This is a genomic window from Streptomyces sp. NBC_00091, from assembly GCF_026343185.1.
In the GTDB taxonomy this organism is placed as follows: Bacteria; Actinomycetota; Actinomycetes; order Streptomycetales; family Streptomycetaceae; genus Streptomyces.
This window is the reverse complement of the sequence record NZ_JAPEMA010000001.1, coordinates 2,689,393-2,714,268: the sequence shown is the minus strand read 5'-3', so window position 1 is coordinate 2,714,268 and position 24,876 is coordinate 2,689,393. Positions and strand designations below refer to the sequence as shown.

Annotated in this window: 20 protein-coding genes and 1 pseudogene; 11 read left to right on the top strand and 10 right to left on the bottom strand. The window is 73.3% G+C overall.

All coding sequences use genetic code 11. The annotated features are described in order from the left end of the window. The first annotated feature begins 67 nt into the window (after positions 1-67). Together OOK34_RS12435 and OOK34_RS12430 are read left to right on the top strand one after the other, a co-directional pair. Positions 68-2,836 (top strand): FtsX-like permease family protein, encoded by a 2,769-nt coding sequence (locus tag OOK34_RS12435; protein WP_267036720.1) that lies wholly within the window; start codon positions 68-70, stop codon positions 2,834-2,836. Positions 2,837-2,918: 82 nt separating this feature from the next. Continuing rightward, entirely contained in the window at positions 2,919-3,458 is a 540-nt protein-coding gene (locus OOK34_RS12430; protein ID WP_267033907.1) for a bacterial proteasome activator family protein, read from the top strand. Positions 3,459-3,473: 15 nt separating this feature from the next. On the opposite strand, the gene OOK34_RS12425 is transcribed toward OOK34_RS12430, so the two are convergent. Continuing rightward, the gene (locus OOK34_RS12425; RefSeq protein ID WP_267036719.1) at positions 3,474-4,049 is read right to left on the bottom strand and encodes a zinc ribbon domain-containing protein; all 576 of its coding nucleotides are present in this window, start codon (positions 4,047-4,049) and stop codon (positions 3,474-3,476) included. 1,835 nt (positions 4,050-5,884) lie between these two features. Between OOK34_RS12425 and OOK34_RS12420 the strand changes: the two genes are divergently transcribed. The 6 genes and pseudogenes from OOK34_RS12420 to OOK34_RS12395 form a co-directional block, all read left to right on the top strand. Further along, positions 5,885-6,649: a sulfite exporter TauE/SafE family protein gene (locus tag OOK34_RS12420; RefSeq protein ID WP_267033906.1), complete on the top strand. Its 765-nt coding sequence runs from the start codon at positions 5,885-5,887 to the stop codon at positions 6,647-6,649. A gap of 407 nt (positions 6,650-7,056) precedes the next feature. Further along, positions 7,057-7,932, top strand: coding sequence for an NTP transferase domain-containing protein (locus OOK34_RS12415; RefSeq protein ID WP_267033905.1), 876 nt, complete (start codon positions 7,057-7,059; stop codon positions 7,930-7,932). Further along, the gene (locus OOK34_RS12410) at positions 7,929-9,230 is read left to right on the top strand and encodes a molybdopterin molybdotransferase MoeA (protein ID WP_267033904.1); all 1,302 of its coding nucleotides are present in this window, start codon (positions 7,929-7,931) and stop codon (positions 9,228-9,230) included. The genes OOK34_RS12415 and OOK34_RS12410 overlap by 4 nt, the downstream gene beginning before the upstream one ends. Beyond that, positions 9,218-10,318 (top strand): TrkA family potassium uptake protein, encoded by a 1,101-nt coding sequence (locus tag OOK34_RS12405; RefSeq protein ID WP_267033903.1) that lies wholly within the window; start codon positions 9,218-9,220, stop codon positions 10,316-10,318. Before OOK34_RS12410 ends, OOK34_RS12405 begins: the two co-directional genes overlap by 13 nt. Before the next feature lie 19 nt (positions 10,319-10,337). Continuing rightward, a complete protein-coding gene (locus OOK34_RS12400; RefSeq protein ID WP_267033902.1) occupies positions 10,338-11,315 on the top strand; it encodes an NAD(P)H-quinone oxidoreductase in 978 nt (325 codons plus the stop codon). A gap of 167 nt (positions 11,316-11,482) precedes the next feature. Beyond that, a pseudogene (locus OOK34_RS12395) lies at positions 11,483-11,950 on the top strand (FAD-dependent monooxygenase); the annotation flags it as partial. 22 nt (positions 11,951-11,972) lie between these two features. On the opposite strand, the gene OOK34_RS12390 reads toward OOK34_RS12395, so the two are convergent. Genes OOK34_RS12390 through pdhA form a run of 3 tightly spaced genes read right to left on the bottom strand, consistent with a single transcriptional unit; the run spans position 11,973 to position 15,417 of the window. Next, complete coding sequence (locus tag OOK34_RS12390) at positions 11,973-13,286, bottom strand: dihydrolipoamide acetyltransferase family protein (protein ID WP_267033901.1); 1,314 nt, start codon at positions 13,284-13,286, stop codon at positions 11,973-11,975. Continuing rightward, positions 13,286-14,284, bottom strand: coding sequence for an alpha-ketoacid dehydrogenase subunit beta (locus OOK34_RS12385; protein WP_267033900.1), 999 nt, complete (start codon positions 14,282-14,284; stop codon positions 13,286-13,288). The genes OOK34_RS12390 and OOK34_RS12385 overlap by 1 nt, the downstream gene beginning before the upstream one ends. Further along, the gene (gene pdhA / locus OOK34_RS12380) at positions 14,284-15,417 is read right to left on the bottom strand and encodes a pyruvate dehydrogenase (acetyl-transferring) E1 component subunit alpha (RefSeq protein WP_267033899.1); all 1,134 of its coding nucleotides are present in this window, start codon (positions 15,415-15,417) and stop codon (positions 14,284-14,286) included. Before pdhA ends, OOK34_RS12385 begins: the two co-directional genes overlap by 1 nt. Positions 15,418-15,635: 218 nt before the next feature. Between pdhA and OOK34_RS12375 the strand changes: the two genes are divergently transcribed. Beyond that, the gene (locus OOK34_RS12375; RefSeq protein WP_267036718.1) at positions 15,636-16,199 is read left to right on the top strand and encodes an Lrp/AsnC family transcriptional regulator; all 564 of its coding nucleotides are present in this window, start codon (positions 15,636-15,638) and stop codon (positions 16,197-16,199) included. A 13-nt stretch (positions 16,200-16,212) separates the two neighbouring features. On the opposite strand, the gene OOK34_RS12370 is transcribed toward OOK34_RS12375, so the two are convergent. Next, positions 16,213-16,800 carry a TetR/AcrR family transcriptional regulator gene (locus OOK34_RS12370; protein WP_267033898.1) on the bottom strand — a complete coding sequence of 196 codons (588 nt, stop codon included), beginning with the start codon at positions 16,798-16,800 and terminating at the stop codon, positions 16,213-16,215. Continuing rightward, positions 16,797-18,317, bottom strand: a complete 1,521-nt coding sequence (locus tag OOK34_RS12365; protein WP_267033897.1) for a 3-hydroxyacyl-CoA dehydrogenase — start codon at positions 18,315-18,317, stop codon at positions 16,797-16,799. Before OOK34_RS12365 ends, OOK34_RS12370 begins: the two co-directional genes overlap by 4 nt. Before the next feature lie 168 nt (positions 18,318-18,485). On the opposite strand from OOK34_RS12365, the gene paaN reads away from it, so the two are divergent. Next, a complete protein-coding gene (gene paaN, locus OOK34_RS12360) occupies positions 18,486-20,168 on the top strand; it encodes a phenylacetic acid degradation protein PaaN (protein ID WP_267033896.1) in 1,683 nt (560 codons plus the stop codon). 97 nt (positions 20,169-20,265) lie between these two features. On the opposite strand, the gene OOK34_RS12355 is transcribed toward paaN, so the two are convergent. Continuing rightward, on the bottom strand, positions 20,266-20,895 hold the full coding sequence (locus OOK34_RS12355; protein ID WP_267033895.1) for a MerR family transcriptional regulator: 630 nt from the start codon (positions 20,893-20,895) through the stop codon (positions 20,266-20,268). A 183-nt stretch (positions 20,896-21,078) separates the two neighbouring features. Between OOK34_RS12355 and OOK34_RS12350 the strand changes: the two genes are divergently transcribed. After that, positions 21,079-22,029, top strand: a complete 951-nt coding sequence (locus tag OOK34_RS12350; protein ID WP_267036717.1) for a hypothetical protein — start codon at positions 21,079-21,081, stop codon at positions 22,027-22,029. On the opposite strand, the gene OOK34_RS12345 is transcribed toward OOK34_RS12350, so the two are convergent. From OOK34_RS12345 to OOK34_RS12335, 3 genes are all read right to left on the bottom strand, one after another. After that, positions 21,937-22,695 carry an RNA methyltransferase gene (locus tag OOK34_RS12345; protein ID WP_267033894.1) on the bottom strand — a complete coding sequence of 253 codons (759 nt, stop codon included), beginning with the start codon at positions 22,693-22,695 and terminating at the stop codon, positions 21,937-21,939. The two genes, OOK34_RS12350 and OOK34_RS12345, sit on opposite strands and share 93 nt — an antisense overlap. 236 nt (positions 22,696-22,931) lie before the next feature. Continuing rightward, complete coding sequence (locus OOK34_RS12340; RefSeq protein ID WP_267036716.1) at positions 22,932-24,080, bottom strand: HTTM domain-containing protein; 1,149 nt, start codon at positions 24,078-24,080, stop codon at positions 22,932-22,934. After that, positions 24,077-24,757, bottom strand: coding sequence for a DUF5819 family protein (locus tag OOK34_RS12335; protein WP_267033893.1), 681 nt, complete (start codon positions 24,755-24,757; stop codon positions 24,077-24,079). Before OOK34_RS12335 ends, OOK34_RS12340 begins: the two co-directional genes overlap by 4 nt. Positions 24,758-24,876: the final 119 nt, after the last annotated feature.

Here is a 24,876-nt window from a genome sequence, read left to right as displayed (position 1 = left end):
CGCGGCCCTGCGAATAGCCCGCCGCGACGCCTGGCGCGCCAAGGGCCGCAGCGCCCTCGTCCTCGCCATGCTCGCCCTGCCCATCGTCGGGATGAGCGCCATCGACCTCACGGTGCGCAGCGCGGAACTCTCCCCCGACCAGCGGATGACCCGTGAGCTCGGCGCCGCCGACGCCCGGATCAGCCCCTCCGGCCTGGCCGGGCCGATCTACCAGCACCCCAACGGCGAGCAGTACGCGCCGGTCGGCGGCTACGACAAGTACCGGCCCGGCAAGGCGCAGGACCGTCCGCCGCTGAAGTCCGCGCTCCCGCCCGGGATCCGGGCCACCGAGGACGTCCGGGGCCACGCCAAGGTGCACACCGCGCACGGGCTGCTCCAGACCGACCTGCGCGAGCTGGACGTGCACGACCCGCTGACCCGGGGTCTGGTCACCCTCGACCGGGGCCGGATGCCGCGGGGCCCGGGCGAGGTCGTCGCCACCAACGCCTTCCTGGAGGCCTCCGGCCTGCACGTGGGCTCCTCCGCGACCCCGCGCGGCTCCCCGGCCCCGTACAGGATCGTGGGCTCGTACGAGATGCCCGACAAGCTCTCCCACCCCGAACTGCTCGCGCTGCCCGGCACCCTGCTCGCCCCGCTCGACAAGGCCCTCACGGCCACCGGGGCGCCCCCGATGACCCCGCGGACCACCTACCTCGTCGCGGTCGGCGGCGATGGTTTCACGTGGAACATGGTCAAGGCGGCCAACACCCGGGGCGCGCTCGTCCTCTCCCGCACGGTGTTCCTGCACCGGCCGGCCGATTCCGAGGTGCCGCTGTTCGAGCAGCAGCCCAAGGAGCAGCTGGAGCTCATGGGCGGGGAGGGCAAGCTGACCGAGCGGGCCGTGCTGGTCACCGTCGTCGGCCTCGCCATGCTGGAGATCTGCCTGCTCGCCGGACCCGCCTTCGCGGTCGGCGCCCGGCGCTCCCGTCGGCAGCTGGGCCTGGTCGGCGCCAACGGCGGCGACCGGCGGCACATCCGGGCCGTCGTGCTCTCCGGCGGCCTGGTGATCGGAGCCGTCGCCGCCGTCGCCGGCACCGCGATCGGAGTGGCCCTCACCGTCGGGCTGCGGCCCCTGCTGGAGGAGAAACTCGGCGCCCGTTTCGGCGGCTTCGAGGTGCGTCCGCTGGAACTGCTGGGCATCGCCCTGGTCGCCGTCGTGACCGGCCTGCTGGCCGCGCTCGTCCCCGCCGTCACCGCCTCCCGGCAGACCGTGCTGGCCTCCCTCACCGGCCGCCGCGGCGTGCGCCGGGCCAACCGGGTGCTGCCCGTTCTCGGGCTCCTGGCCGTCGCCGGCGGCGCCGCGATCGCCCTCTACGGAACCCGGTTCCGGGTCAGCCCCACCCTCGTCATGGGCGGCAGCGCCATCGCCGAGCTGGGCATCGTCGCCCTCACCCCCGTGCTGGTCGGCCTGTTCGGGCGGCTCGGGCGGTGGCTGCCGCTGTCGCCGCGGCTCGCCCTGCGCGACGCCGTCCGCAACCGGGGGCGTACGGCTCCGGCCGTGGCCGCCGTACTGGCCGCCGTCGCGGGAACGGTCGCGGTGTCCACGTACCAGCACAGCCGGGAGGTCCAGTACCGGCACGAGTACACCGCCGCACTCCCGGACAACGCCGGCTACCTGACGAGCGGTGACCCCAGCGGCCACAAGGACGTGCCCGCGCTGCGCGACGCCGTCTCGAAGAACCTGCCGGTGGCGGTACGGGCCGATGTGGACCGGCTGGTCGTGGGCAGCCCGAACTGCTCGGAGCGCTCCGCGGAACCGGGCTGCGGCCGGGTCGCGGTCATCGTCCCGAAGGAACAGCGCTGCCCGCTCTCCGAGGCCGAGCACGGCGCGTCCGCCTTCCCGCCGGAGCGGATACGCGAACTGCGGCAGGACCCGCGGTGCAAGGTACGGACGTTCGGCGCCCCCTTCGGCGCCCCCTTCGACATCGTCGTCGCCGACGAGAAGCTGATGGAGGTCCTCGCGATCGGCGACCCCGGCTCCGCGGCGGCCCTGAAGGCGGGCCGGCCCGTCTCCTTCGACCGCAACCAGGTCAAGGACGGGAAGGTCACCCTGCGGATCGTCACCGACGCGGCCGGCGCCGAGGAGGCCTCCGCCAAGCGCGCCGACCCGCCCGGCCAGGACCGGGCGCTCGCCGTCCACCAGGCGCCCGACACCACCGAGGCCTGGGGCGTCCAACTGGTCCTGCCGCCCGCCGCCGCCCGGGCCGCCGGCCTCGCGACGGCCCCGGCCGGCGCGTACTTCAGCCTCGACGGGAAGGCGAGCAGCCAACAGCGCCAGCGGCTGGACGGGGAGGTCGACCGGATGGGCGCCGACGCCCAGGTCGAGATCGAGGAGGGCTACCAGGAGCAGAGCACCCTGGGCCTGCTCGCCCTCAGCGTCTTCGCCGGCCTGGTCACCATCGGCGCCGCCGGCATCGCGACCGGCCTGGCCCAGGCGGACTCCGAGGCCGACCTGAAGACCCTGGCGGCGGTCGGCGCGGCCCCGCGCGTGCGGCGCACGCTCAGCGGCTTCCAGTGCGGGGTCGTGGCCCTGATGGGCGTCGTCCTCGGCTCGGCGGCCGGGATCCTGCCGGCGGTCGGACTGCGGCTCACCCAGAAGCGGGAGGAACTGCGGCTCATCGAGAACGGCATCGACATGGGCTACACCGCGGTGCGGGACACCGAGCTGTACGTGCCGATCGCGGTGCCGTGGGGGACGCTCGCCGGACTGCTGGTCCTCGTCCCGCTGGGCGCGGCGCTGCTGGCCGCGCTGGTCACGAAGTCGAGCGGGGCGCTGGCCCGGCGGACGGCCGGCTGAGGTCGCTGCCCCCGTACAGGGTGGATCACGCCCGTACGGGGGCACACCGTGTGAGGACGCAGGTGTGCGAGAGAATGACGGCATGGAGATGCCGAGGAGTGAACGGTCGCAGGACAGCCCCCCGCACGTACTGATCGTGGGACAGGACGGGAAGGCGGTCGGCGGCACCGATGACGAGTCGCGCGAGGTCCCAGTGACGGAGATGGTCGAACAGCCCGCCAAGGTCATGCGCATCGGCAGCATGATCAAGCAACTTCTGGAAGAAGTCCGCGCCGCACCTCTGGACGAGGCCAGCCGGGTCCGCCTCAAGGGCATCCACGCGGCGTCGGTGAAGGAACTGGAAGACGGCCTGGCGCCGGAACTGGTCGAGGAACTGGAGCGCCTCTCCCTGCCGTTCACCGAGGAGGCGGTCCCCTCCGAGGCGGAACTGCGGATCGCGCAGGCGCAGTTGGTGGGCTGGCTGGAGGGCCTCTTCCACGGGATCCAGACGGCCCTGTTCGCGCAGCAGATGGCGGCGCGGGCCCAGCTGGAACAGATGCGGCGCGCCCTTCCGCCGGGCGGCTCGCACGAGGACGACGAAGAGGGCCCCCACGGCGCCATCCGCTCGGGCCCGTACCTCTAAGACTTGATCCGCAGTTCACCAGGAGGTGAGCTGCGGGTTGCGGCCGGGGCGGTGTCCGGGCTTTCCGGCGTGGTCACGCTTGGGGCGTGGCTCATCCGGGGTTGCTCGGGACCGCCGTCCGGCGGTTCGGGGAGCAGAGGTTCCACGGCGTTGCCGTGGAACTGCCGCATGACCAGCACCGCGAACGGTGGTCTGGCTCGGTGCGGTTGACTCCCGCAGGGCTCCTTCCAGCCCTTGTGCGAAAACGATCTGTGCGTGCCGGGACGAGGTGGTGTCCAGGTACGCGGTCTTGGGGTCGTCCACGTCGGCGAAGCGGACGAACGCCGCCAGGGCTGCGGACACGAGGTCCCGCTTCCCTGCGAGGCCGCAGGCGGTGCACTGGTGCTCGCGGTCCCGCAGGGTCTTGGAGACGCGCTCGCCGCACAGGCAGTGCTGGGAAAGGGTCGTGGACCAGGTGGAGGCGCGTACGAGCCTGCCGCCCGCTGCCTGGCATTCGCGGTCCAGGGCGGCGATGAGCAGGCCGGGGGTGGTCTGGGAGAGGCGCTTGCCCCACAGCCGGTACCAGGTGCGGATGTCGCAGTCCTCGACCACGAGCACGGGGCCGTGGGCGGCGATGATCTGCCGGGCGAGGAGGCGGCGCGGTGGCTGCGGTGTTCGGCGGCGGAGGCAGCGGATTCGGCCTGGCGGGCGCGCAAATCCCGGTAGCCCGTGGAGAGCCGGTCACGGCGGAACGCCTGCTTCGGCACCCCATCGACGCGGGCGGCACGCGCACCGCCCGGCACGGTGACGGTCTTGGGCTTGAGTCCCTTGGCCGTCCGCTGCTCCGCACGTCGGGCCTGCTTCTTCGACAGCCCGTACTGTGCGGTGTTCGTCGCCCGGCGGGAACGCTCCAGCGCCCTGGCACGGCTGCGCCGCTTCTTCGCCTCCCGCTCCAGAAGCGCCCGTTCCTCGGGGCTGAGAGTGATCTCGGTGGAGACCGGGGCTCCCTTGGCGGCGTCCAGGCTGGCGGGCAGGGAGACGACGGAGACGTTGGAAACGTTGCCGTCCACCCCGCCGATCCGGTCCATGGCGGCGGCCTGCTCACGCATGGCGCGTACGGCCGGAGCGGTGTATCCGGGGCCGAGGATCATCAGGTGCGCCTCGTACACCCAGCCGCCCGGCGCGGACGCCTTGCGGCGGCGGACGAGATCGACCTTGTGCCAGCGGCCGGGATTGGCGAGGAAGTGTTCGACACGTGCCCACTGGCCCGGCCGCTGCGGGATGCGCACCGGGAGAACGAGGTCACCCCGGCCGGAGTCGGGTCCGCCCGCGAACACCACGGCGAGCGGTCCGGTGTGGTCCCACCAGGTCGCCTTGCGTGTGCCCGGCTTTCCTGACGCGGAGGTCTTGCCGGTGGGCACCTCGCTGCGCGGCGTGCCCGGCGCTGGCATCCGGCGCGGCTGCATCAGGGTGTGCCGCCCGCCGTCGGTGTAGGCCATGGTGTGGCCGTGGAGGCTGCCGACCAGGCGGAAGGTCTCCCACTTGCGGTCGGTGGTGTGGGAGCGGGCGCGGCCGGGAATGCGGGTGTAGTCGTGCCAGCGGCCGGCCTTCGGACGGCCGTGCCGCTTGCCCGAGTTGTCGGGGAACAGGTGGCGCTGGACTCCGTTCCACACCTCGTCGGCCATGTGCATCGCCAGGGCCTTCGAGACGTGGTGCTTCAAGTGCCCGGAGGATTCGAGGTGCTTGTACGCACACCGCTCCAGGGCCTCACGGGACAGGCCGAGACGTTCCCGCACGGCCTTCGCCCCGTGCTCGTCACGCTCGTTCTTGGCGGCCCAGTACGCATCGATCTTGGCACGGGCATCACGCTGGACGGCCCGCTTGATGCTCCACATTGCTCCGAACAGCTTCTCCAGCCGGGCCAGGTCGGCGGGGTCCGTGACGGCCAGCGGCAACACCATCACCGACACCCGCCCGTCCTCAGGCTTCTTCCACTTCGGAGCCTTGTTCTTCCCCCGGAACCTCCGCTGCGTCTGAACAGCCCGCACGACCATCACCCCCCGTCACAAGCCGGTCACCCTATGACACGCTACGCGAGTAGTGCACTTTATGACTGGGGTTTAAAGCCATCACCGTTCTCCGACAGGAAGGCGCCCGAAAACGGCGGCACGGCTCTAGTTCGCCCTCCAACACGTCTACAAGCTCAACAGCAGCCGCACCGTGGCTTTGTCCACAAGAAGTCCCGACAGCACCGAGCGTGCTGGGCAGAGCCGAGTGAACGGGCCGAACCCGGTAGTCGGAGGTCCTGACAAGTCCGCAGCGGGTACTCGGTGGCATTCCTCGAAGCTGGGGCCAAGTCGTAGCGAACGGATCCATGACCAGCGAGGATGCCCATCGTGGACACTGACCGGAGCCTCGTCCCTCTCCGCTCCACGAGATCGGCACCCATGGTGTTCGGTACGGGAGCGGCGATCGGTGTTCTGGGCGGGATGATCGGGCTGGGCGGCGCGGAATTCCGGCTGCCCCTGCTGATCGGTCTGTTCGGATTCGCGGCGCTCTCGGCAGTGATCCTGAACAAGGCGATGAGCCTGGTCGTGGTCCTGGTCGCGCTGCCCGCCCGCCTCTCGGCGGTTCCGGCGGCCGAGGTGGCGGCCCGCTGGCCGGTCGCGGTCAACCTGCTGGCCGGCAGTCTCCTCGGGGCCTGGGCCGGAGCGAGCTGGGCGGTGCGCATGCGCAGCTCCACCCTCTACAAGGTGCTGGCCTCGCTGATGGTCCTCATGGCGGCCGCCCTGGTCCTCACCCACACCACCACCCTGGACGCCCTCGCGCTGCCGCTCTGGGCCCAGATCCCCGCCGGAGTCGCGGCTGGGTTCGGCATCGGCGTCGTTGCCGCGATCATGGGTGTCGCAGGGGGCGAGCTGCTGATCCCGACGATCGTGTTGCTATTCGGCGAGGACATCAAGACCGCCGGAAGCCTCTCCCTGCTGGTCTCCCTGCCGACCATGCTGGTCGCGTTCGCTCGCTACAGCCGTGACGGCAGCTTCGCTGTCCTGGGCGCCAGCCTCCGCTTCACCGCGATCATGGCCGCAGGCTCGATCACCGGCGCCGTCCTGGGCGGGCTACTGCTCGGCGTGTTCCCCGACGTGGTCCTCATCCCTGTGCTGGCCGTGGTCCTGCTCGTCTCCGCGGCCAAGCTCGCCCGTCACGACTGACTTCGCCAAGCCTTTTCCTGCCCTTTGCCTGGTGCCTCCCGTTCTCGTGAACATCACCTCCGGTGCGATGCCTCCCAGAGCCCTGAACAACTGCTGCCGGAACGTGTGAACAAAGCCACGCGCCAACCTTCCCCGCCCCCGACTACGTCGGCTGCACCCCTGTGGCCCGTGGACCGGCTCAACGGCCCGGCGCGAGGCACACCCGAAGCGCGGACAACCGCGTCCTCCTCGCGGCCATCGCATGGCTTCGGCGTCGGCATCCCCACCGGGCACCGCATCCTCGACCGGCATGACGCCGCTGGTCGCCCGGCTTCTCGAATCGCCCAGCGGCACCAGCGCAGCGGCCCCGGCGGGCAGGCCGTAAGTGGGGGCAGCGGGCCGCGACATGGGCCCCGCATACTCGGGGCATGAGCTACGACGCCATCGTCCTCGCCGGCGGAGCCGCCCGCCGCCTCGGTGGTGCCGACAAGCCCACCCTCCGCGTCGGCGCCCGCACCCTCCTCGACCGAGTCCTGGCGGCCTGCCCCGACGCCGCCGAGACGGTCGTGGTCGGCGCCCGCAGGGCAACGGCGCGGCCGGTCCGCTGGACCCGCGAGGACCCGCCCGGCGGCGGCCCCGTGGCCGCGCTGGACGCCGGGGTCCGCCAGACCACCGCCGCGCTGGTCCTCGTACTCTCCGCCGATCTGCCCTTCCTGGACCACGACACCGTCCGCGCCCTCGTCCGGGCGGCCGCCGACGGCCCCGGCGACGGGGCCCTGCTCCGGGACCCCGAGGGCCGCGACCAGCCCCTCGTCGCCGCCTACCGCGCGGAGCCCCTGCGCCGCGAGATCGCCCTGCTCGCCACCGAGCACGGCACCCTCCACGGGCTCCCGCTGCGCGCGCTCACCGCCGAGCTGGACCTCACCAGGGTCACCGCTGCGCCACTCGCCTCCTTCGACTGCGACACCTGGGAGGACCTGGCAGCGGCCCGCGCCCGGATCAGGGAGCATGGGAACGTGCTGGAGCAATGGATCACCGCTGCCAAGACCGAGCTCGGGATCGACGACGTCGCCGTCGACATCCCGGCCCTGCTCGACCTCGCCCGTGACGCCGCCCACGGGGTCGCCCGGCCGGCGGCTCCGCTGACGACCTTCCTCGTCGGCTACGCGGCCGCCCGCGCCGAGGCCGCCGGCGCCGACCCCGCCCAGGCCGTCGCCGAAGCCTCCCGCAAGGCCGCCGACCTGGCACTGCGCTGGGCCGCGGAGGCCCAGCCCCCACACCCCGAGGAGACCGGCTCCGGATGACCCGTACCGACGCCGACGGCGCCCTGGACGAGGCCCTCGCCCTGGTCAGCCGCACCCCCGACACCGGCGACACCGGCGGCGCCGGCGGCCACCGCGCCGCCACCTGGCTGCGCGCCCGCGAGAGCGCCGCACGGGCCGGTACGGCCGTGCGGGGCCGCACCCACCGGGTACCCCTCGCGGAGGCGCTCGGCGAGGTGCTGACCGCACCCCTCGAAGCCCTCAGCGACCTGCCCTCCTTCGACACCTCGGCCATGGACGGCTGGGCCGTCGCCGGCCCCGGCCCCTGGCGCGTCCGCCCCGGCGACGGGATCCTGGCCGGGGACGAACCGCCCGCGCCGCTCGCCGACGGCGAGGCCGTACGGATCGCCACCGGCGCCCGGGTCCCCGCCGACACCACCGCCGTGATCCGCAGCGAGCACGCCCGCGAGTCCGGCACCCAGCTGCACCCCGCCCGGCCCGTGAACACCGGTCAGGACATCCGCCCGCGCGGCCAGGAGTGCCGCTCGGGCGACCTGCTGCTGCCCGTCGGCTCCCTCGTCACCCCGGCCGTGCTCGGCCTCGCCGCGGCCGCCGGGTACGACGAGCTGGTCACCCGGCCCCGGCCCCGCGTGGAGATCCTGGTCCTCGGCGACGAACTGCTCACCGAGGGCCGCCCGCACGACGGCCTGATCCGGGACGCCCTCAGCCCCATGCTCGGCCCCTGGATCACCCGGCTCGGCGCCGAGGTCACCGGTACGCGCCGGCTCGGCGACGACCCGGCCGGCGCCGAGGCCCTGTTCGAGGCGGTCACCGGCTCCACCGCCGACGTGGTCGTCACCACCGGCGGCACCGCCTCCGGCCCCGTCGACCACGTCCACCCCGTACTGCGGCGCGCCGGGGCCGAACTGCTCGTGGACGGGGTCGCCGTGCGCCCCGGGCATCCGATGCTGCTGGCCCGCCTCGGCGACCGGGAGGAAGGGCGCCACCTGGTCGGCCTGCCCGGCAACCCCCTCGCCGCCGTGTCCGGGCTGCTGACCCTCGCCGAGCCGCTGCTGCGTGCCCTCGCCGGCCGCCGCCAGCGCCCCCGCTACACGGTGCCGGTGGAGGGCGACGTGGCCGGGCACCCGTACGACACCCGGCTGGTGCCGGTGCTGCTGACCGACGAACACGCCGTACCGCTGCGCTACAGCGGTCCGGCGATGCTGCGCGGGGTGGCCGCCGCCGATGCGCTGGCCGTCGTACCGCCGCACGGCGCGCGATCCGGGCAGGAGCTGGAGATCCTCGACCTGCCCTGGGCCTCGGGGGGATGTTTCACGTGAAACTGCACGGCCAGGACGCCATGGCGCGGGGCGCCGAGGAGAAACTCGTCGCACGCCGCGTCAAACTCCCCAAGCGCGTGGTCGAGAAGCCGCTGCGGCAGGTGAGCCGGCGGCTGCTGATGGCCTTGTTCGTGCTGTGCCTGACGGTGCTGATCGTGTGGCTCGACCGCGAGGGCTACCACGACAACGCCAACGAGAAGGTCGACTTCCTCGACTGCGTCTACTACGCGACCGTGTCCCTGTCGACCACGGGCTACGGCGACATCGTCCCGTACAGCGACAGCGCGCGGCTGGTCAACATCCTGCTGATCACCCCGCTGCGCGTGCTGTTCCTGATCATCCTGGTCGGGACCACCCTGGAAGTCCTGACCGAACGCACCCGAGAAGAGTGGCGGCTGAACCGCTGGAGGAAGAACTTGCGTGAGCACACGGTCGTCGTCGGCTTCGGCACCAAGGGCCGCTCGGCCCTGCAGACGCTGCTGGCGACCGGCCTCCAGAAGGAGCAGGTCGTCATCGTGGACCCCAGCGCCAAGGTGATCGACATGGCCACCGCGGAGGGTTTCACCGGGGTCGTCGGCGACGCCACCCGCTCGGACGTCCTGCTGCGGGCCGAGCTCCAGAAGGCCCGTCAGATCGTGATCGCGACCCAGCGGGACGACACCGCCGTCCTGGTGACACTGACGGCCCGGCAGCTCAACCGGGGCGCGAAGATCGTGGCCGCGGTCCGCGAGGAGGAGAACGCGCCGCTGCTGAAGCAGTCCGGCGCGGACGCGGTCATCACGAGCGCGAGCGCGGCGGGACGGCTGCTGGGCCTGTCGGTGCTCAGCCCGAGCGCGGGCACCGTGATGGAGGACCTGATCCAGCAGGGCAGCGGCCTGGACCTGATCGAACGGCCCGTCAACAAGTCGGAGGTGGGCCGCGGTGTCCGGGAGACCGGGGACCTCGTCGTCAGCGTCCTGCGCGGGCACCGGCTGCTTCCGTACGACGACCCGCACGCGAGTCCGCTCCAGCTGACGGACCGCCTGATCACCATCGTCCGGGCCGCCCCGCCGACGGGCCCTCAGGTCACCCTGGGCCCGTCGGAGTAGGGCCGGTAGATTCCGGGCCATGCATGCGATCACGATCGAGCAGCCCGGCGGCCCCGAGGCCCTGGTCTGGGCCGAGGTACCCGATCCGGTGGCGGGCGAGGGGGAGGTGCTCGTCGAGGTCGCGGCGAGCGCCGTGAACCGCGCCGACGTCCTCCAGCGGCAGGGGTTCTACGATCCCCCGCCCGGCGCCTCCCCTTATCCCGGCCTGGAATGTTCCGGGCGCATCGTCACGCTGGGGCCGGGGGTGTCCGGCTGGGCGGTGGGCGACGAGGTGTGCGCGCTGCTGTCCGGTGGCGGTTACGCCGAGCGGGTGGCCGTCCCGGCGGGCCAGCTGCTGCCGGTGCCGCAGGGCGTGGACCTGGTGGCGGCGGCCGCACTGCCGGAGGTGGTCGCGACGGTGTGGTCCAACGTGTTCATGGTCGCGGGGCTGCGTCCGGGCGAGACCCTGCTGGTGCACGGCGGTTCCAGCGGCATCGGCACCATGGCGATCCAGCTGGGCAAGGCCGTCGGGGCGCGGGTGGCGGTGACGGCGGGCGGCAAGGAGAAGCTGGCGCGCTGCGCGGAGTTGGGCGCGGACATCCTGGTCGACTACCGCGAGCAGGACTTCGTGGAGGAGCTGCGGTCCGCGACGGGCGGGGCCGGGGCGGACGTCATCCTGGACATCATGGGCGCGAAGTACCTGGCGCGGAACCTGGACGCGCTGGCCATGAACGGCCGGCTCGCGGTGATCGGCCTCCAGGGCGGCGTGAAGGCCGAGCTGGACCTGCGCACCCTGCTCACCAAGCGGGCGGCGATCACGGCGACCACGCTGCGGACCCGCCCGCTGGAGGAGAAGGCGGCCATCATCGCGGCCGTACGGGAGCACGTGTGGCCGCTGGTCGCCGCCGGCCGGATCCGCCCCGTGGTCCACGCGACGTACCCGATCGCCGAAGTGGCGCGGGCCCACCGGGTCATGGAGGCCAGCACCCACGTGGGCAAGCTCCTGCTGACGGTCTGACGGTCTGACGGCCTGGCGGCCTGGCGGCCTGGCGGCCTGGCGGCCTGGCGGCCTGGCGGGCCGGGGAGCGTATCGGCCGTCACCGGAGTGCCGCCGCGACGAGCCCCTCCAGGGCTTCCCTGGGGACCTCGGTGCCGGTCGGCCCCGGCCGGGATCCGGCCCGCGGACCCCTGTCCCTGCTCAAGCGCCGCTTCGGGGGGTGGCACCGGCCCGTCCCCGAACTCCTGGCCGCGACCCGGCCCGAGGACGTCCTGCACCACGACGTCCACGAGCTGGTGGCCCCGCTGCCCTCGTACGCCGTCGGGCGGGTGGCGCTGCTCGGGGACACCGCGCACGCCATGACCCCGAATCTGGGGCAGCGGGCCTGCCAGGCCCTGGAGGACGCGGTGGTGCTGGCGGCGGAACTGGCCGCCGGGCCCTCGGTGGAGGCGGCGCTGGCCCGCTACGACGCCGTGCGCCGGCGGCGCGCCGAGGCGGTGGCCCGGGCGGCGCGCCGGGCGGGGCGCCTGGGCCACCGCCTGGCGCACCCGCTCGCGGTGGCCGCCCGCAGCACGGCGCTGCGGCTGGCCCCCTCCGGGGTCACCGTCCGCGCCATCCTCCGCCACGCGGCCTGGACCCCACCGCCGCTGCCCTGACGGGCGGCGGCGCCCGCGCCGGCTACAGGCCGCGCAGGAGGACCGCCGGGGATTCCACGCAGTCGGCCACGTACCGCAGGAAGCCGCCCGCCGCGCCGCCGTCGCAGACGCGGTGGTCGAAGGTCAGCGACAGCTGGACGACCTTGCGGACCGCCAGCTCGCCCTGGTGGACCCACGGCTTGTCGATGATCCGGCCCACGCCGAGCATCGCCGCCTCGGGGTGGTTGATGATCGGCGTGGAGCCGTCCACCCCGAACACCCCGTAGTTGTTCAGGGTGAAGGTCCCGCCGGTGAGGTCGGAGGGCGCCAGCTTGCCCGCCCGGGCCAGCTCGGTCAGCCGGGCGAACTCCGCCGACAGGGACTCGGGGCTGCGCGTCTGGGCGTCCCGGACCACCGGGACCATCAGCCCGCGCTCGGTCTGCGCGGCGAAGCCGAGGTGCACGGCAGGGAGCCGGACGATCTCGTTGGCCGCGAGGTCCACCGTGGAGTTGAGCTCCGGGTAGCGGGCGAGCGCGGCCGTGCAGATCCGGGCCAGCAGCGCGAGCACCGAGATCTTCGGGCCGTCCACGGCGTTCATCGCGGCCCGCGCCGCCATCAGCTCGGTGGCGTCCGCGTCGACCCAGCAGGTGGCCTCGGGGATCTCCCGGCGGCTGCGCGAGAGCTTCTCCGCCACGGCCCCCCGCAGCCCCTTGAGCGGGATCCGCTCGCCCGCCGACACCGGCACCGGCACAGCGGCCACCGGCTCGGGGGCCCGCAGCGCCGCCTCCACGTCGGCCCGCAGGATGAGGCCCTCCGGCCCGGATCCGCGCAGCGCCCGCAGGTCGACCCCGTTGTCCCGGGCCAGCTTGCGCACGAGCGGCGAGATGACGGGAACCGGCCCGGCAGGAGCCACGGGAGCCGCGGGAACGAGAACGGGAGCGGCCGGGGCCGGGGCCGCGACGGGCGCCGACACCGCGGCGGTGACGGGTCGCACCCGCCGCCGACGCGCCGGGCGTGAGTGGTCCGAGCCGTAACCGATCAGCGGCCGGGGTGCGTTGCCGGAGCCTTCGGCATCCGCCTCGGCCACCGCGGACCCGGCGGGCGCCGACTCCGCACCCACGGCCACGGTGATCAGCGGGGCGCCGACCGGCAGCTCCTCGCCCTCCTCGCCGAACCGGGCGGTGACCACCCCGCCGTACGGGCAGGGCACCTCCACCATCGCCTTGGCCGTCTCGACCTCGACGACCGGCTGGTCGATGGCGACGACGTCGCCCACCGCCACCAGCCAGCGCACGATCTCGGCCTCGGTCAGGCCCTCGCCGAGGTCGGGCAGCTTGAACTCGAATACCTGCGGCATCAGTTCTCCCACTGCAGGCGGGCCACGGCGTCCAGGATCCGTTCCACACCGGGCAGGTGGTACTTCTCCAGCATCGGGGGCGGGTACGGGATGTCGAAGCCCGTCACGCGCAGCACCGGCGCCTCCAGGTGGTGGAAGCAGCGCTCCATCACGCGGGCGGCGATCTCCGCCCCCGGCCCGCCGAAGCCGCCGGCCTCGTGGACCACCACCGCGCGCCCGGTCCGGCGTACGGAGGCCACGACGGTCTCCTCGTCGAAGGGGACGAGCGAGCGCAGGTCGACGACCTCCAGGTCCCAGCCCTCCTCGCGGGCCGCCTCGGCCGCCTCCAGGCAGACCGGCAGCGAGGGGCCGTAGGTGATCAGGGTGGCGCTCGTACCGGCCTGCCGGACCAGCGCCTTCCCGATGCCCGGGACGGCCGTGGGCGCCTCGGGCGACCACTGCGCCTTCGACCAGTAGAGCCGCTTCGGCTCCAGGAAGACCACCGGGTCGTCGCTCGCGATCGACTCGCGCAGCAGCCCGTACGCGTCCTCGACCGTCGCCGGGGTCACGACGGTGAGCCCGGGCGTGGCCGTGTAGTACGCCTCGGAGGAGTCGCAGTGGTGCTCGACGCCGCCGATGCCGCCGCCGTAGGGCACCCGGATGGTGATCGGCAGGGGCATCGCGCCGCGCGTGCGGTTGCGCATCTTCGCCACGTGCGAGATGAGCTGCTCGAAGGCCGGGTAGGCGAACGCGTCGAACTGCATCTCCACGACCGGCCGCAGCCCGTACATGGCCATGCCGACCGCGGCGCCCAGGATCCCGGCCTCCGCGAGCGGGGTGTCCGTGACGCGGTCCTCGCCGAACTCCTTCGCGAGGCCGTCCGTGATCCGGAAGACCCCGCCGAGTGCCCCGACGTCCTCGCCCATCACGTGGACGGTGGGGTCCTCCGCCATCGCGTCGCGCATGGCACGGGTGAGCGCCTGCGCCATCGTCGCGGGCTTCACAGCGACCGTCGTCATCACGCGTCCTCCGCTTCCAGCTCGGCGCGCAGCAGGGCGGCCTGCTCGCGCAGTCGTCCGGTCTGCTCCGCGTAGACGTGCGCGAAGAGGTCCATCGGCTCCACCACGGGGTCGGCGTTCATCCGCTCGCGCAGGTCCGCGGCCATCGCCTCGGCCGCGTCGCGCGCCTCCTGCTTGCCCGCCGCGTCCAGGATCCCGCGGGCGGTCAGCTCGCGCTCCAGCAGGTCCACCGGGTCGTGCGCCTTCCAGGCCTCGACCTCGGCGTCGGACCGGTAGCGGGTGGCGTCGTCGGCGTTCGTGTGGGCCTCCATCCGGTAGGTGACGGCCTCGATCAGGGTCGGTCCGCCGCCCGAGCGCGCACGCTTCACGGCCTCGGTGAGGACCTCGTGCATGGCGGCGACGTCGTTGCCGTCGACCAGCCGGCCGGGCATTCCGTAGCCGACGGCCTTGTGGGCCAGCGTCGGCGCGGCGGTCTGCTTGGCGAGCGGGACGGAAATCGCGAAGCCGTTGTTCTGGACCAGGAAGACCACGGGGGCCTGCCAGACGGCCGCGAAGTTCAGCGCCTCGTGGAAGTCGCCCTCGCTGGTGCCGCCGTCGCCGACCATGGCGAGCGCGACGACCTCGTCGCCGCGCAGGCGGGCGGCGTGCGCCAGGCCCACCGCGTGCGGCAGCTGGGTGGCGAGCGGGGTGCACAGGGGGGCTATCCGGTGCTCGCGGGGGTCGTACCCGGTGTGCCAGTCGCCGCGCAGCAGCGTCAGCGCCTGTACGGGGTCCAGCCCGCGGGCCACGGCCGCGAGGGTGTCGCGGTAGCTCGGGAAGAGCCAGTCCTGCTCCTCCAGGACCAGCGCGGCCGCGATCTCGGCGGCCTCCTGCCCGACGGTGGAGGGGTACACGGCGAGACGGCCCTGCCGGGTCAGCGCGGTGGCCTGCGCGTTGTAGCGGCGCCCCCGGACGAGCTCGGCGTAGTACCGGCGCATCAGCGCGGGGTCGAGCCCCTCGGCCGCCGGAGTGCCCAGCACCCGGTAGGGCTCGGGGTCCGGAAGCAGCGGGGCGGCCTCCGTACGGGGCCTCCAGGCGGGCGGCGGGGTGACACGGTGGGACGCACCGGCACCGGGCAGCTCTTGGACCGTCATGGCGGCGTACACCTCCTCGTGGGAAGTCGACTGGACACCCCTGGGGGCACCCCCAGCGGTAGCTGGGGGAGTGTGAGGCGCCTCACCTACCGATTGTTCGGTCGTTGGCGCAATTTGGCTACAGGCGGCTCCAGGCTGTGGACAAAGTGACGCTGGGGCCCTGGGATGGGTGCAGGACGTCCAGGAGAGGGAGGCAGTGGGCAATGGCGGATGAACAAATGGCCGGAGCGGGTTCCGTACCGGTCCCACCGGGGGGCGCACCCTCGGGCCCACAGGTCCCGCCCCGCCCCCTGGACCCCATAGACCGTTCGATCATGCGGTTGCTCCAGGCGGACGGCCGCGCGTCGATACGGTCGGTGGCGGAGCAGGTGCACGTCTCCCGGGCCAATGCCTACGCCCGGATCAACCGGCTGATCGACGACGGGGTGATCCGCGGGTTCACGGCCCGGGTCAACCACGAGCGCGCGGGCCAGGGCGCGTCCGCGTACATCACCCTGAAGATCGTCCAGAACTCCTGGCGGACGGTGCGCGAGCAGTTGCGCGAGCTGCCGGGGGCCGCGCACATCGCGCTGGTCAGCGGGGATTTCGACGTACTGCTGCTGGTCCACACCCCGGACAACCGGACCCTGCGCGAGCTGGTCCTGACCCGCCTCCAGGCCATCCCGGAGGTGCTGTCCACGCGGACGCTGCTGGTGTTCGAGGAAACGGATCTTCTCGACCCGGGCCCCGCCGGCGGCCCGGCCCTCACGGAGGAGGAAGCAGCGGGGCCGACGGCGAAATAGGCAGCGGGGGGGCCTAGCGGACGGTGCGCAGGCCGTCCAGGGCCATGCTGACCACGGCGTCCGCGAGCTGGTCGGGGGTGGTGCCCGGGTGCGGGCGGTACCACTCGACCAGGGAGTTGACCATGCCGAAGAGCAGTCGGGTGGCCAGCCGGATGTCCACGTCGGCGCGCAGGTCCCCCTCGTCGGCGGCGGCCTTGAGGAGTTCCGCGACCTGGTGGTCGAACTCGCGGCGGCGCTCCAGCGCCCAGCGCTCGGTGCGGGTGTTGCCGCGCACCCGCAGCAGGAGGGTGACGTACGGCAGCTCCGCGACCAGCACCTCGACCGTGCGCCGCGTGACGTACTCGACGCGCGTGACCGCGCGGCCCCGTACCGCGCCGGGCTCCTCCAGGACCGCGAAGAGGCCGTCGAGGGCGCGGCTGACGGCCCGGTGCAGCAGCTCCTCCTTGCCCGCGACGTGGTGGTAGATCGAGGACTTGGAGATGCCGGCCGCCTTGGACAAGTGCTCCATCGAGGTGCCGTCGTAGCCGCGCTCGTTGAAGACCTGGACGGCTACGGACAGGAGCGTCTCCGGGGTGTAGGTGTCCCGCCTGACCGTGGTCATTCGGTCTCCTCCGCCTCGTCGTCCTCACCGGCCGCGTAGCCCAGCTTGAACAGCGCCAGCGAGGGCGCGTAACGCCCGCCCGGACAGCGCTCGTCCAGGTGGTGCAGCAGGTCGTACGCCCAGTCCCGGCCGAGCCGGTCGTGCCATTCGGCCGGGCCCAGCGGGTAGTTGACGCCGAGCCGCATCGCGGTGTCGACGTCCTCGGCGGAGGCCGCCCCGCGCGCCACCGCGTCGGCGGTGAGGTCGATCAGCATGGCGACGGTCCGGGCGACGATCATGCCGGGGACGTCCCCGATGACGGAGACCTTCTTGCCGAGCTTCTGGAAGAGCCCGACGGCCTCGGCGAGGGTCCGCTCGCTGGTGTCCTCGCTGACGGACAGCGCGATCCGGGTGGCGTCGCGGTAGTCCAGCGCGAGGTCGAAGTAGACGACGTCGGCGAACTCGACCGAGGTCTTGCCGTCCGCGAGCACCAGCTGGCCCTCGCCGGGCAGCTGGATGTACGGCCCCCCGTGCTCGGTGGCCGTGACCGCGATCCCGGCCTCCTCCAGCAGGTCCACCAGCCCGGCGGCCGGACCGAGGTCGCCGACGACGGTGACCTTGGCCGGGGCCTCCTCGGGGCCGGCGGTGTGCGGGGCGGGTGCCTGCGCGTCCTCGCCGTAGGAGAACCAGCCGTGCCCGGACTTGCGGCCGAGGCGGCCCGACTGGACCAGCCGGCGCTGGGCGAGCGAGGGGGTGAACTTGGGGCTCCGGAAGAAGGAGTCCCAGACGGAGCGGGTGACGGCCTCGTTGACGTCCTGGCCGATCAGGTCGGTCAGCTCGAAGGGGCCCATCCTGAAGCCGCCGCTCTCGCGCAGGACGGCGTCGATGGTCGCGGGGTCGGCGCCCTGCTCCTCGTAGACCGCGAAGGCCTCCGCGTAGAAGGGGCGGGCGATCCGGTTGACGATGAAGCCGGGGGTGTCGGCGCAGCGCACCGGCGTCTTCCCCCAGCCCAGGACCGTGCCGTAGGCGCGCTCGGCGGCGGCCGGGTCGGTCGCGTGGCCGCTGACCACCTCGACGAGCGGGAGCAGCGGGGCCGGGTTGAAGAAGTGCAGGCCGAGGAAGCGTCCGGGGTGCTCGAGGCCGGCGGCCAGCTCGGTGACGGAGAGGGAGGAGGTGTTGGTCGCCAGCAGCGCGTCCGGCGAAACCACTCCTTCGAGGGCCGCGAACAGCTCGCGCTTGACGGTGACGTCCTCGACGATCGCCTCGATCACCAGGGCGGCGGGAGCGAGCCCGGTCAGGGTCTCGACGGCATCGATGCGGCGCACGGCGTCGTCGGCCTCGGCCCGGTCCAGCCGGCCCTTGGCCACGAGCCGCTCCACCCGGCCCGCCACGGCCTGAACGGCCTCCCGGGCCCGCCCGGGCACGGCGTCGTGGATGCGTACGGGGTGACCTGCGAGGAGAGCGACCTGGGCGATGCCCTGGCCCATGGTTCCGGCGCCGATGACCGCCACAGTGCGAGCCCGCTCGATTGCTGTCATGTCCTGATCCTCCCGCACCGGGTTGTCCACAGGTCTGCCGGGCCCTCTTGTACCGACCGATCGTTCGGTTACTCTAACTCCAGTCTGCTCTTCTTCACCCGCCCCCGCATCGATCCCAGTCTGCGAACCAGCCTGATCCTGCCCGGCTCAACGAGGAGTTGGTCCCTGATGGCCGCCGAGCTCACCGTCCCCCAGCTGACCGAGAAGCACCGGACCACCCTGGACCAGGCGCTGGATGCCATTCGCAGCCGCGCCTACTGGTCCCCGCATCCCGAGCACCCCAAGGCCTACGGGGAGAGCGCCCCGGCCGACGGGCTCGCCGCCTTCGAGGCCGTGCGCGGCACCCGCTTCGACCTCGGCCAGCCCGGCACCGACGGCTGGACGGGCGGCGAGGTCTCCCCGTACGGCCCGGAGCTGGGCGTGGAGTACCCGCATGTGGACCCGGAGGTGCTGCTGCCCGCGATGCGGGCCGGCATGGGCGCCTGGCGGGACGCCGGGCCCGAGGTCCGCGCCCTGGTCTGCATCGAGATCCTGGCCCGGATCGGCGCGCGGACGCACGAGTTCGCGCACGCGGTCATGCACACCAGCGGCCAGGCCTTCATGATGGCCTTCCAGGCGGGCGGGCCCCACGCGCAGGACCGCGGCCTGGAGGCGGTGGCCTACGCGTACGAGGAGCAGACCCGCGTGCCCGGGCAGGCCGCCTGGTCGAAGCCGCAGGGCAAGCGGGACCCGCTGGAGCTCGGCAAGACCTTCACGGCCGTGCCGCGCGGCATCGCCCTGATGATCGGCTGCAACACCTTCCCCACCTGGAACGGCTACCCCGGCCTGTTCGCCTCCCTCGCCACCGGCAACGCCGTCCTGGTCAAGCCGCACCCGCGCGCCGTCCTCCCGCTGGCGCTGACGGTGAAGGTGGCCCGCGAGGTCCTGGCCGAGGCGGGCTTCGACCCGAACCTGGTGGCCCTCGCCGTCGAGCGTCCGGGCGAGGGCATCGCCAAGACCCTGGCCGTCCGCCCCGAGATCAAGCTCATCGACTACACCGGGTCGACCGAGTTCGGGGACTGGCTGGAGGCCAACGCCCGGCAGGCCCAGGTCTACACGGAGAAGGCGGGCGTCAACACCGTCGTCCTCGACTCGACCTCCGACTACAAGGGGATGCTGTCCAACCTGGCGTTCTCGCTGTCCCTGTACAGCGGCCAGATGTGCACCACCCCGCAGAACCTGCTGATCCCCCGCGAGGGCATCGGGACGGACGCCGGCCACAAGTCGTACGACGAGGTCGTCGCCGACCTCGCGGCCTCGGTCGGCGGCCTGCTCGGCGACGACGCCCGCGCCAACGCCCTGCTGGGCGCGCTGGTCAACCCGGGCGTCAAGGCCCGGCTGGAGGCGGCGGCCGGTCTCGGCGAGGTCGCGCTGGCCTCCCGTGAGGTGACGAACCCCGAGTTCCCGGACGCGGTCGTGCGCACCCCGGTGATCGTGAAGCTGGACGCCGGCAAGCCGGACCCGGACGCGCCCTACCTCTCGGAGTGCTTCGGCCCGGTCTCCTTCGCGGTGGCGGTGGACTCCACGGCGGACGCCCTCGACCTGCTGCGCCGTACGGTGCGGGAGAAGGGCGCGATGACGGTGGGCGCGTACACCACCTCCGCGGACACCGAGCGGGCCCTCGAAGAGGTCTGCCTGGAGGAGTCGGCGCAGCTGTCGCTGAACCTGACGGGCGGGGTCTACGTCAACCAGACTGCGGCCTTCTCCGACTTCCACGGCTCCGGCGGCAACCCGGCGGCGAACGCCGCGCTGTGCGACGGGGCGTTCGTCTCGAACCGCTTCCGGGTGGTGGAGGTCCGCCGCCAGGCCTGACCACCGGTCTGACCCCTGGCCTGACCGCCGGCCCAACGGCCCGGCCCGGCCGCCGCCCCCGCTTTTCGCCGGGGCGGCGGCCGCCGGGTGGAGCCGCCTACTCCTGCGGGAAGATCCGGGAGGAGGCGTCCACCTGGGCCATCCGTCGCAGCGCCGCGAACATGGCGTCGCCGAGGACGGTCCCGACGACGACCGTCTCCACGAGGTCCTCCCGCTCCACCCCGCGCGCGGTGTTCTCCAGATCCGCCCGGGCCACCCGCTCGGCCGCCCCGGCGTACTCGTCGAGCACATCGGCGAAGGAGCCCTGGCCCACCCGCGTGAGCGAGGCCAGCGCCGCCACCAGCGCCTCCACGGCCTTGTCCCCGGGGGCCACGCGCCAGCCGCGCTCCTCGATCAGCCGCGCCACCCTGGCCCGGGCCAGCTCCGTGTCCGCGTCCGGCGCCCCGGAGTACACCGGCACCAGCCGCTGCGCCGCCGCGCCCAGCACCTTGTGCACCGACCGCCCCGTGTCGTCCATGACCGCGAGCACCTCGCCGATGGCGGCCACCGACAGCCCGCCCACCTCCAGCAGCGCGCGGATCAGCCGCAGCCGGCGCTCGTGCCGCTCGCCGTAGCTGGCCTGGTTGGGGCTGGTCAGCTCCCCGGGAGAGAGCAGTCCCTCCCGGACGTAGTACTTGATCGTCGGTACCGGGACCCCGGTCCGACTGCTCAGCTCACCAATGCGCACCGTGCGTTCCGTCCTTCTTCGCTTCACTGCCACTTGCCCACCCCACCACCCATCATAGATAGTGGCACTATCAGATAGCGGCAAGTGCCACTATCCATATGGTCTCCGTCGTCTTGGGGGGTACGGATGTACTGGACTGCGCTCCGTTCGTGGCACCGGCCGTTGGTGGTGTTCGCGGCGGTGATGGTGGTGTGGGCCGCCGGCTGCGCCGTCGGGCTGCTGGTCGACGACCGCGTCCTGGTGGGCGCGCCGATCTGGGCCAAGCCGCTGAAGTTCTCGGTCTCCTTCGTCGGCTACTCGCTCAGCCTCGCCTGGATGATCTCCCTGCTCGGCCGGGCCCGGCCGCGGCTGCGCCGGCCGGCCTGGTGGGCGGGCACCGTCGTGGCCGCCGCGAGCGCGGTGGAGATGCTGCTGATCACGACCCAGGTGGTGCGCGGCGCGCGCAGCCACTTCAACAACGCGACGCCCTTCGACGCGCGGCTGTACCAGACCATGGCCGTCACCGTGGTGGTGCTGTGGGTGGCCACCCTGGTCGTCGCCGTCCTGCTCTTCCGCGCCCGGATCGCCGACCGGGCCACCACCTGGTCGATCCGGATCGCCACCGTGCTCGCCCTCGCCGGGGCGGGCCTGGGCTTCCTGATGACCCAGCCCACCGCCGAGCAGCGCGCGGCGGCCGTCGACGACGCGCCGGTGGTCGGCGGGCACAGCGTGGGCGTCCCCGACGGCGGCCCCGCCATGCCGCTGACCGGCTGGTCCACCACCGGCGGCGACCTGCGCGTACCGCACTTCATCGGCATGCACGCCCTCCAGCTGCTGCCGCTGCTGGTACTGGCGCTCGCCGCCCTCGCCACCCGCTCGGTCCGGCTGCGCGACGAGCGGGTGCGGCTGCGGCTGACGCTGGTGGCGGGCGGGGGCTACGCGGCGGTGTTGGGGCTGCTGACCTGGCAGGCCCTGCGCGGGCAGCCGCTGGTCCACCCGGACGGGACCACCCTCGGCGCGGCGGCGGCGATCCTGCTCGCGGGCGGGCTCGGCGCGCTGCTGTCACTGCGCGGCGGGGCCGCCCCAGTGGAAGAGGGTCATGGCCACGCTGGTGGCCAGGTTGTAACTGGAGACCTGCGGACGCATCGGCAGTGAGACCAGGTGGTCGGCGCGGGCCCGCAGCTCGGGCGAGATGCCGTGGCGTTCCGAGCCGAAGGCGAGCAGGGCGTCGTCCGGGAGGGTGAGGGCGCGGATGTCCTCGCCCTCCGGGTCGAGCGCGTACACCGGGCCGGGCGGCAGCTCCGCCAGCTCCAGCCGGTCCACGGTGGTGGCGTAGTGCAGCCCGGCCCCGGCGCGGACCACGTTGGGGTGCCAGGGGTCGAGGTCGCCGCGGGTCACCACGCCGGTGGCCCCGAAGCCGGCGGCGAGGCGGACCACGGCCCCGACGTTGCCGAGGTTGCGGGGGTTGTCGAGCAGCACGATGGGGGCGGGCCGCGGCATCCGCGCCAGCGCGGCCCGTCCGGCCTCCCGCCCCGGGCGTACGGCGAGCGCGGCGACCCCGGTGGGGTGCACGCGGGGCAGCAGCTCCTTCAGCGGGGCCCGCCGCACGAGCCGGGCCACCTCGGGGGCCACGTCCGGAGCCAGCCCGTCGGCCAGTTCCCGTACGGCGCCGGGCTCGTCGGCGACGACCGCCAGCACCTCGGCGCCGAAGCGCAGGGCGTGCTTCAGCGCGTGGAACCCGTCGAGGAGCACCACGTCACCCCGCCCAGCACACTCCCGCCACCACCGCTCAACCTCACGGGCCCCCTGCTGCTCACTCATGCCCCGACCCTACGACGCCCGGCGCCCGGCCCCGCACGGCCGCACCCCAACCCAGCCTCGCCGGCGGCCTCAGCCAAACCCAGCGCCGCCGGCGTTTGAGGCGCGGGGTCTGGGGCGGAGCCCCTGGGGGCACCTCCCAGCGGTAGCTGGGGGAGGAACGGTGGAAGGGCGGGTCGGGGACGGCCCCGCGCAGCGGCACCGACACCCACCCGCACCCGCACCAGGCGCGGCCCACGTCAGCGCGGGACCGCCGCCGGCTCAGCGGCCGGAAGGCCCCGCGGATCCCGCACCCGGAAGAACCGCAGGGCGGCAACCCGCACCCCCACCCACACCAGCAACCCCGTCGGCAGGAACACCGCATCGGCGGCAATCATCGCCAGCGAAAAGAACGGCAGCCCCAGCAGCACCGCGATCCCCGCGTGCTCCAGCATCATCACCGCCAGCAGCACGTTCTTGACCCGCCGGTTGAACAGCGTGAACGGGAAGGCCACCTGCACCGCCACCGTCCCGTACGTCAGCAGCATCACCAGCAGCCCGCTGCCCGCCAGCAGCTCCGACAGCGCCGGCCACGGGGCGAAGTAGTCCAGCCGCAGGGGGTAGTACAGCGCGGTGCCGTCCTGCCACCGCGAGCCCTGGATCTTGTACCAGCCGGCGGTCGCGTAGATCAGGCACACCTCCGCCATGATCACCAGCATCCCGGCGTTGTGCAGCAGGTTCGCGAGCACGTCGAGGGTGGCCCGCCGCTCGCCCTCCGGTTCGTACCGGTCGGCCGTCCACCACAGCGCCGTACCCGCCCACAGCGCCGCGAAGGCCACCGTCCAGCCGGTCCCGAGGTGCCCGCTCGCCGCCCCGTACGCGAACACCGCGCCCAGGACCCCCCACAGCAGCGGCCCCGCCGCCCCCGCCGAGGCCGAGCCCCGCAGCCGCGCCCGGCGCGCGTCCAGCGACCACACCCGCGCGCAGCGGGTCAGCACCAGGTAGAGCGCCATCAGGTGGATGACGTTGTCCCCGCCGTCGCCCATGAACACGCTGCGGTTCTGCAGCGACAGCACCCCGACCATGAAGAGGACCGACATCGCCCGGGTGCGCCAGCCCAGCACCAGCAGGGCGCTCGCGAGCAGGCAGACGGCGTACACGGTCTCGAACCAGAGCGTCGAGTCCGACCACATGAGCACCGTGAAGGCGTCGTTGGAGGCGATCAGCCGCTCCGCCAGCCGCCAGCTCCACGGCCCGTCGGGCCCGTACAGCTCGTGCCGGTTGGGGAACTCCCGCAGCAGGAAGAACAGCCAGGTCCCGGCGAAGCCGATCCGGACGACGGCGCTCTGGTACGCGCCCAGCGCCTGCCCGGTGACCTGCGCGAGCGCCTGCGCCGACGCCCGTCTCACACGGTCCACCACGGCAGCTCCCGGTAGTACGTCTGGGTGTCGGTCTTCTCCTCGCTCCAGGCGGGCGCGGCCACGGACCGGGTCGCCGAGCGCAGCTGGATCCGGACGATCCGCTCCCCGTCGGGCCGCTCGCCGTCGCGCCGGTCGGCGGCCAGCCGGGCCACGGCGATCCGCTTGAGGTACTCCTCGGACAGCTCCCCGCGCTCGCCGTCGGCCTTGTTGTCCTCGTCGTGGGAGCCGGTGAAGAAGTCCCAGGCCCGGCGGAGCTCGTTCTGCTCGGTGTGGCTCGGCAGCAGGCTGTGCCGGATCGCCGCGCCGTCCTCGGCGGACAGGTCGCGCCAGTCGCGGGTGACGAGCTCGCCGCCGGCGGTGCGGACCTGGGCGCGGACCTCGACGGCGATGTTCTGCTGGAGCGGGTTGGGCGCGAAGAGCTTCCAGTTCTGTTCGAATTCGGGATAGACCCAGCCGTCGACGAGCCGCGCGTGCTGCCTGCTCACCGTGTTGGCGGGCGCGACGTGCAGGAAGACCAGCCCCAGGTGCAGGCAGGCACCGACGGCCAACGCCGCCAGGACGAGGGCCGCGAGGACCCGGTACGGGGCGGACAGGCCCGCTATCCCGGGCGCCCGGACAGCTTGCGGAAGGGCTCCTTCCGCAGGCTCGCGCTCGTTCGAATCCATCCCGCCCCGATCATCCTGCGTCCACAGGGTTGCCCACAGAGGTTGACACCCTACGGGCCGCCGTCTCACCATTGAAGAGGATGAACCGAACGATCGGTCGGTCGGGCGGACGGCATACT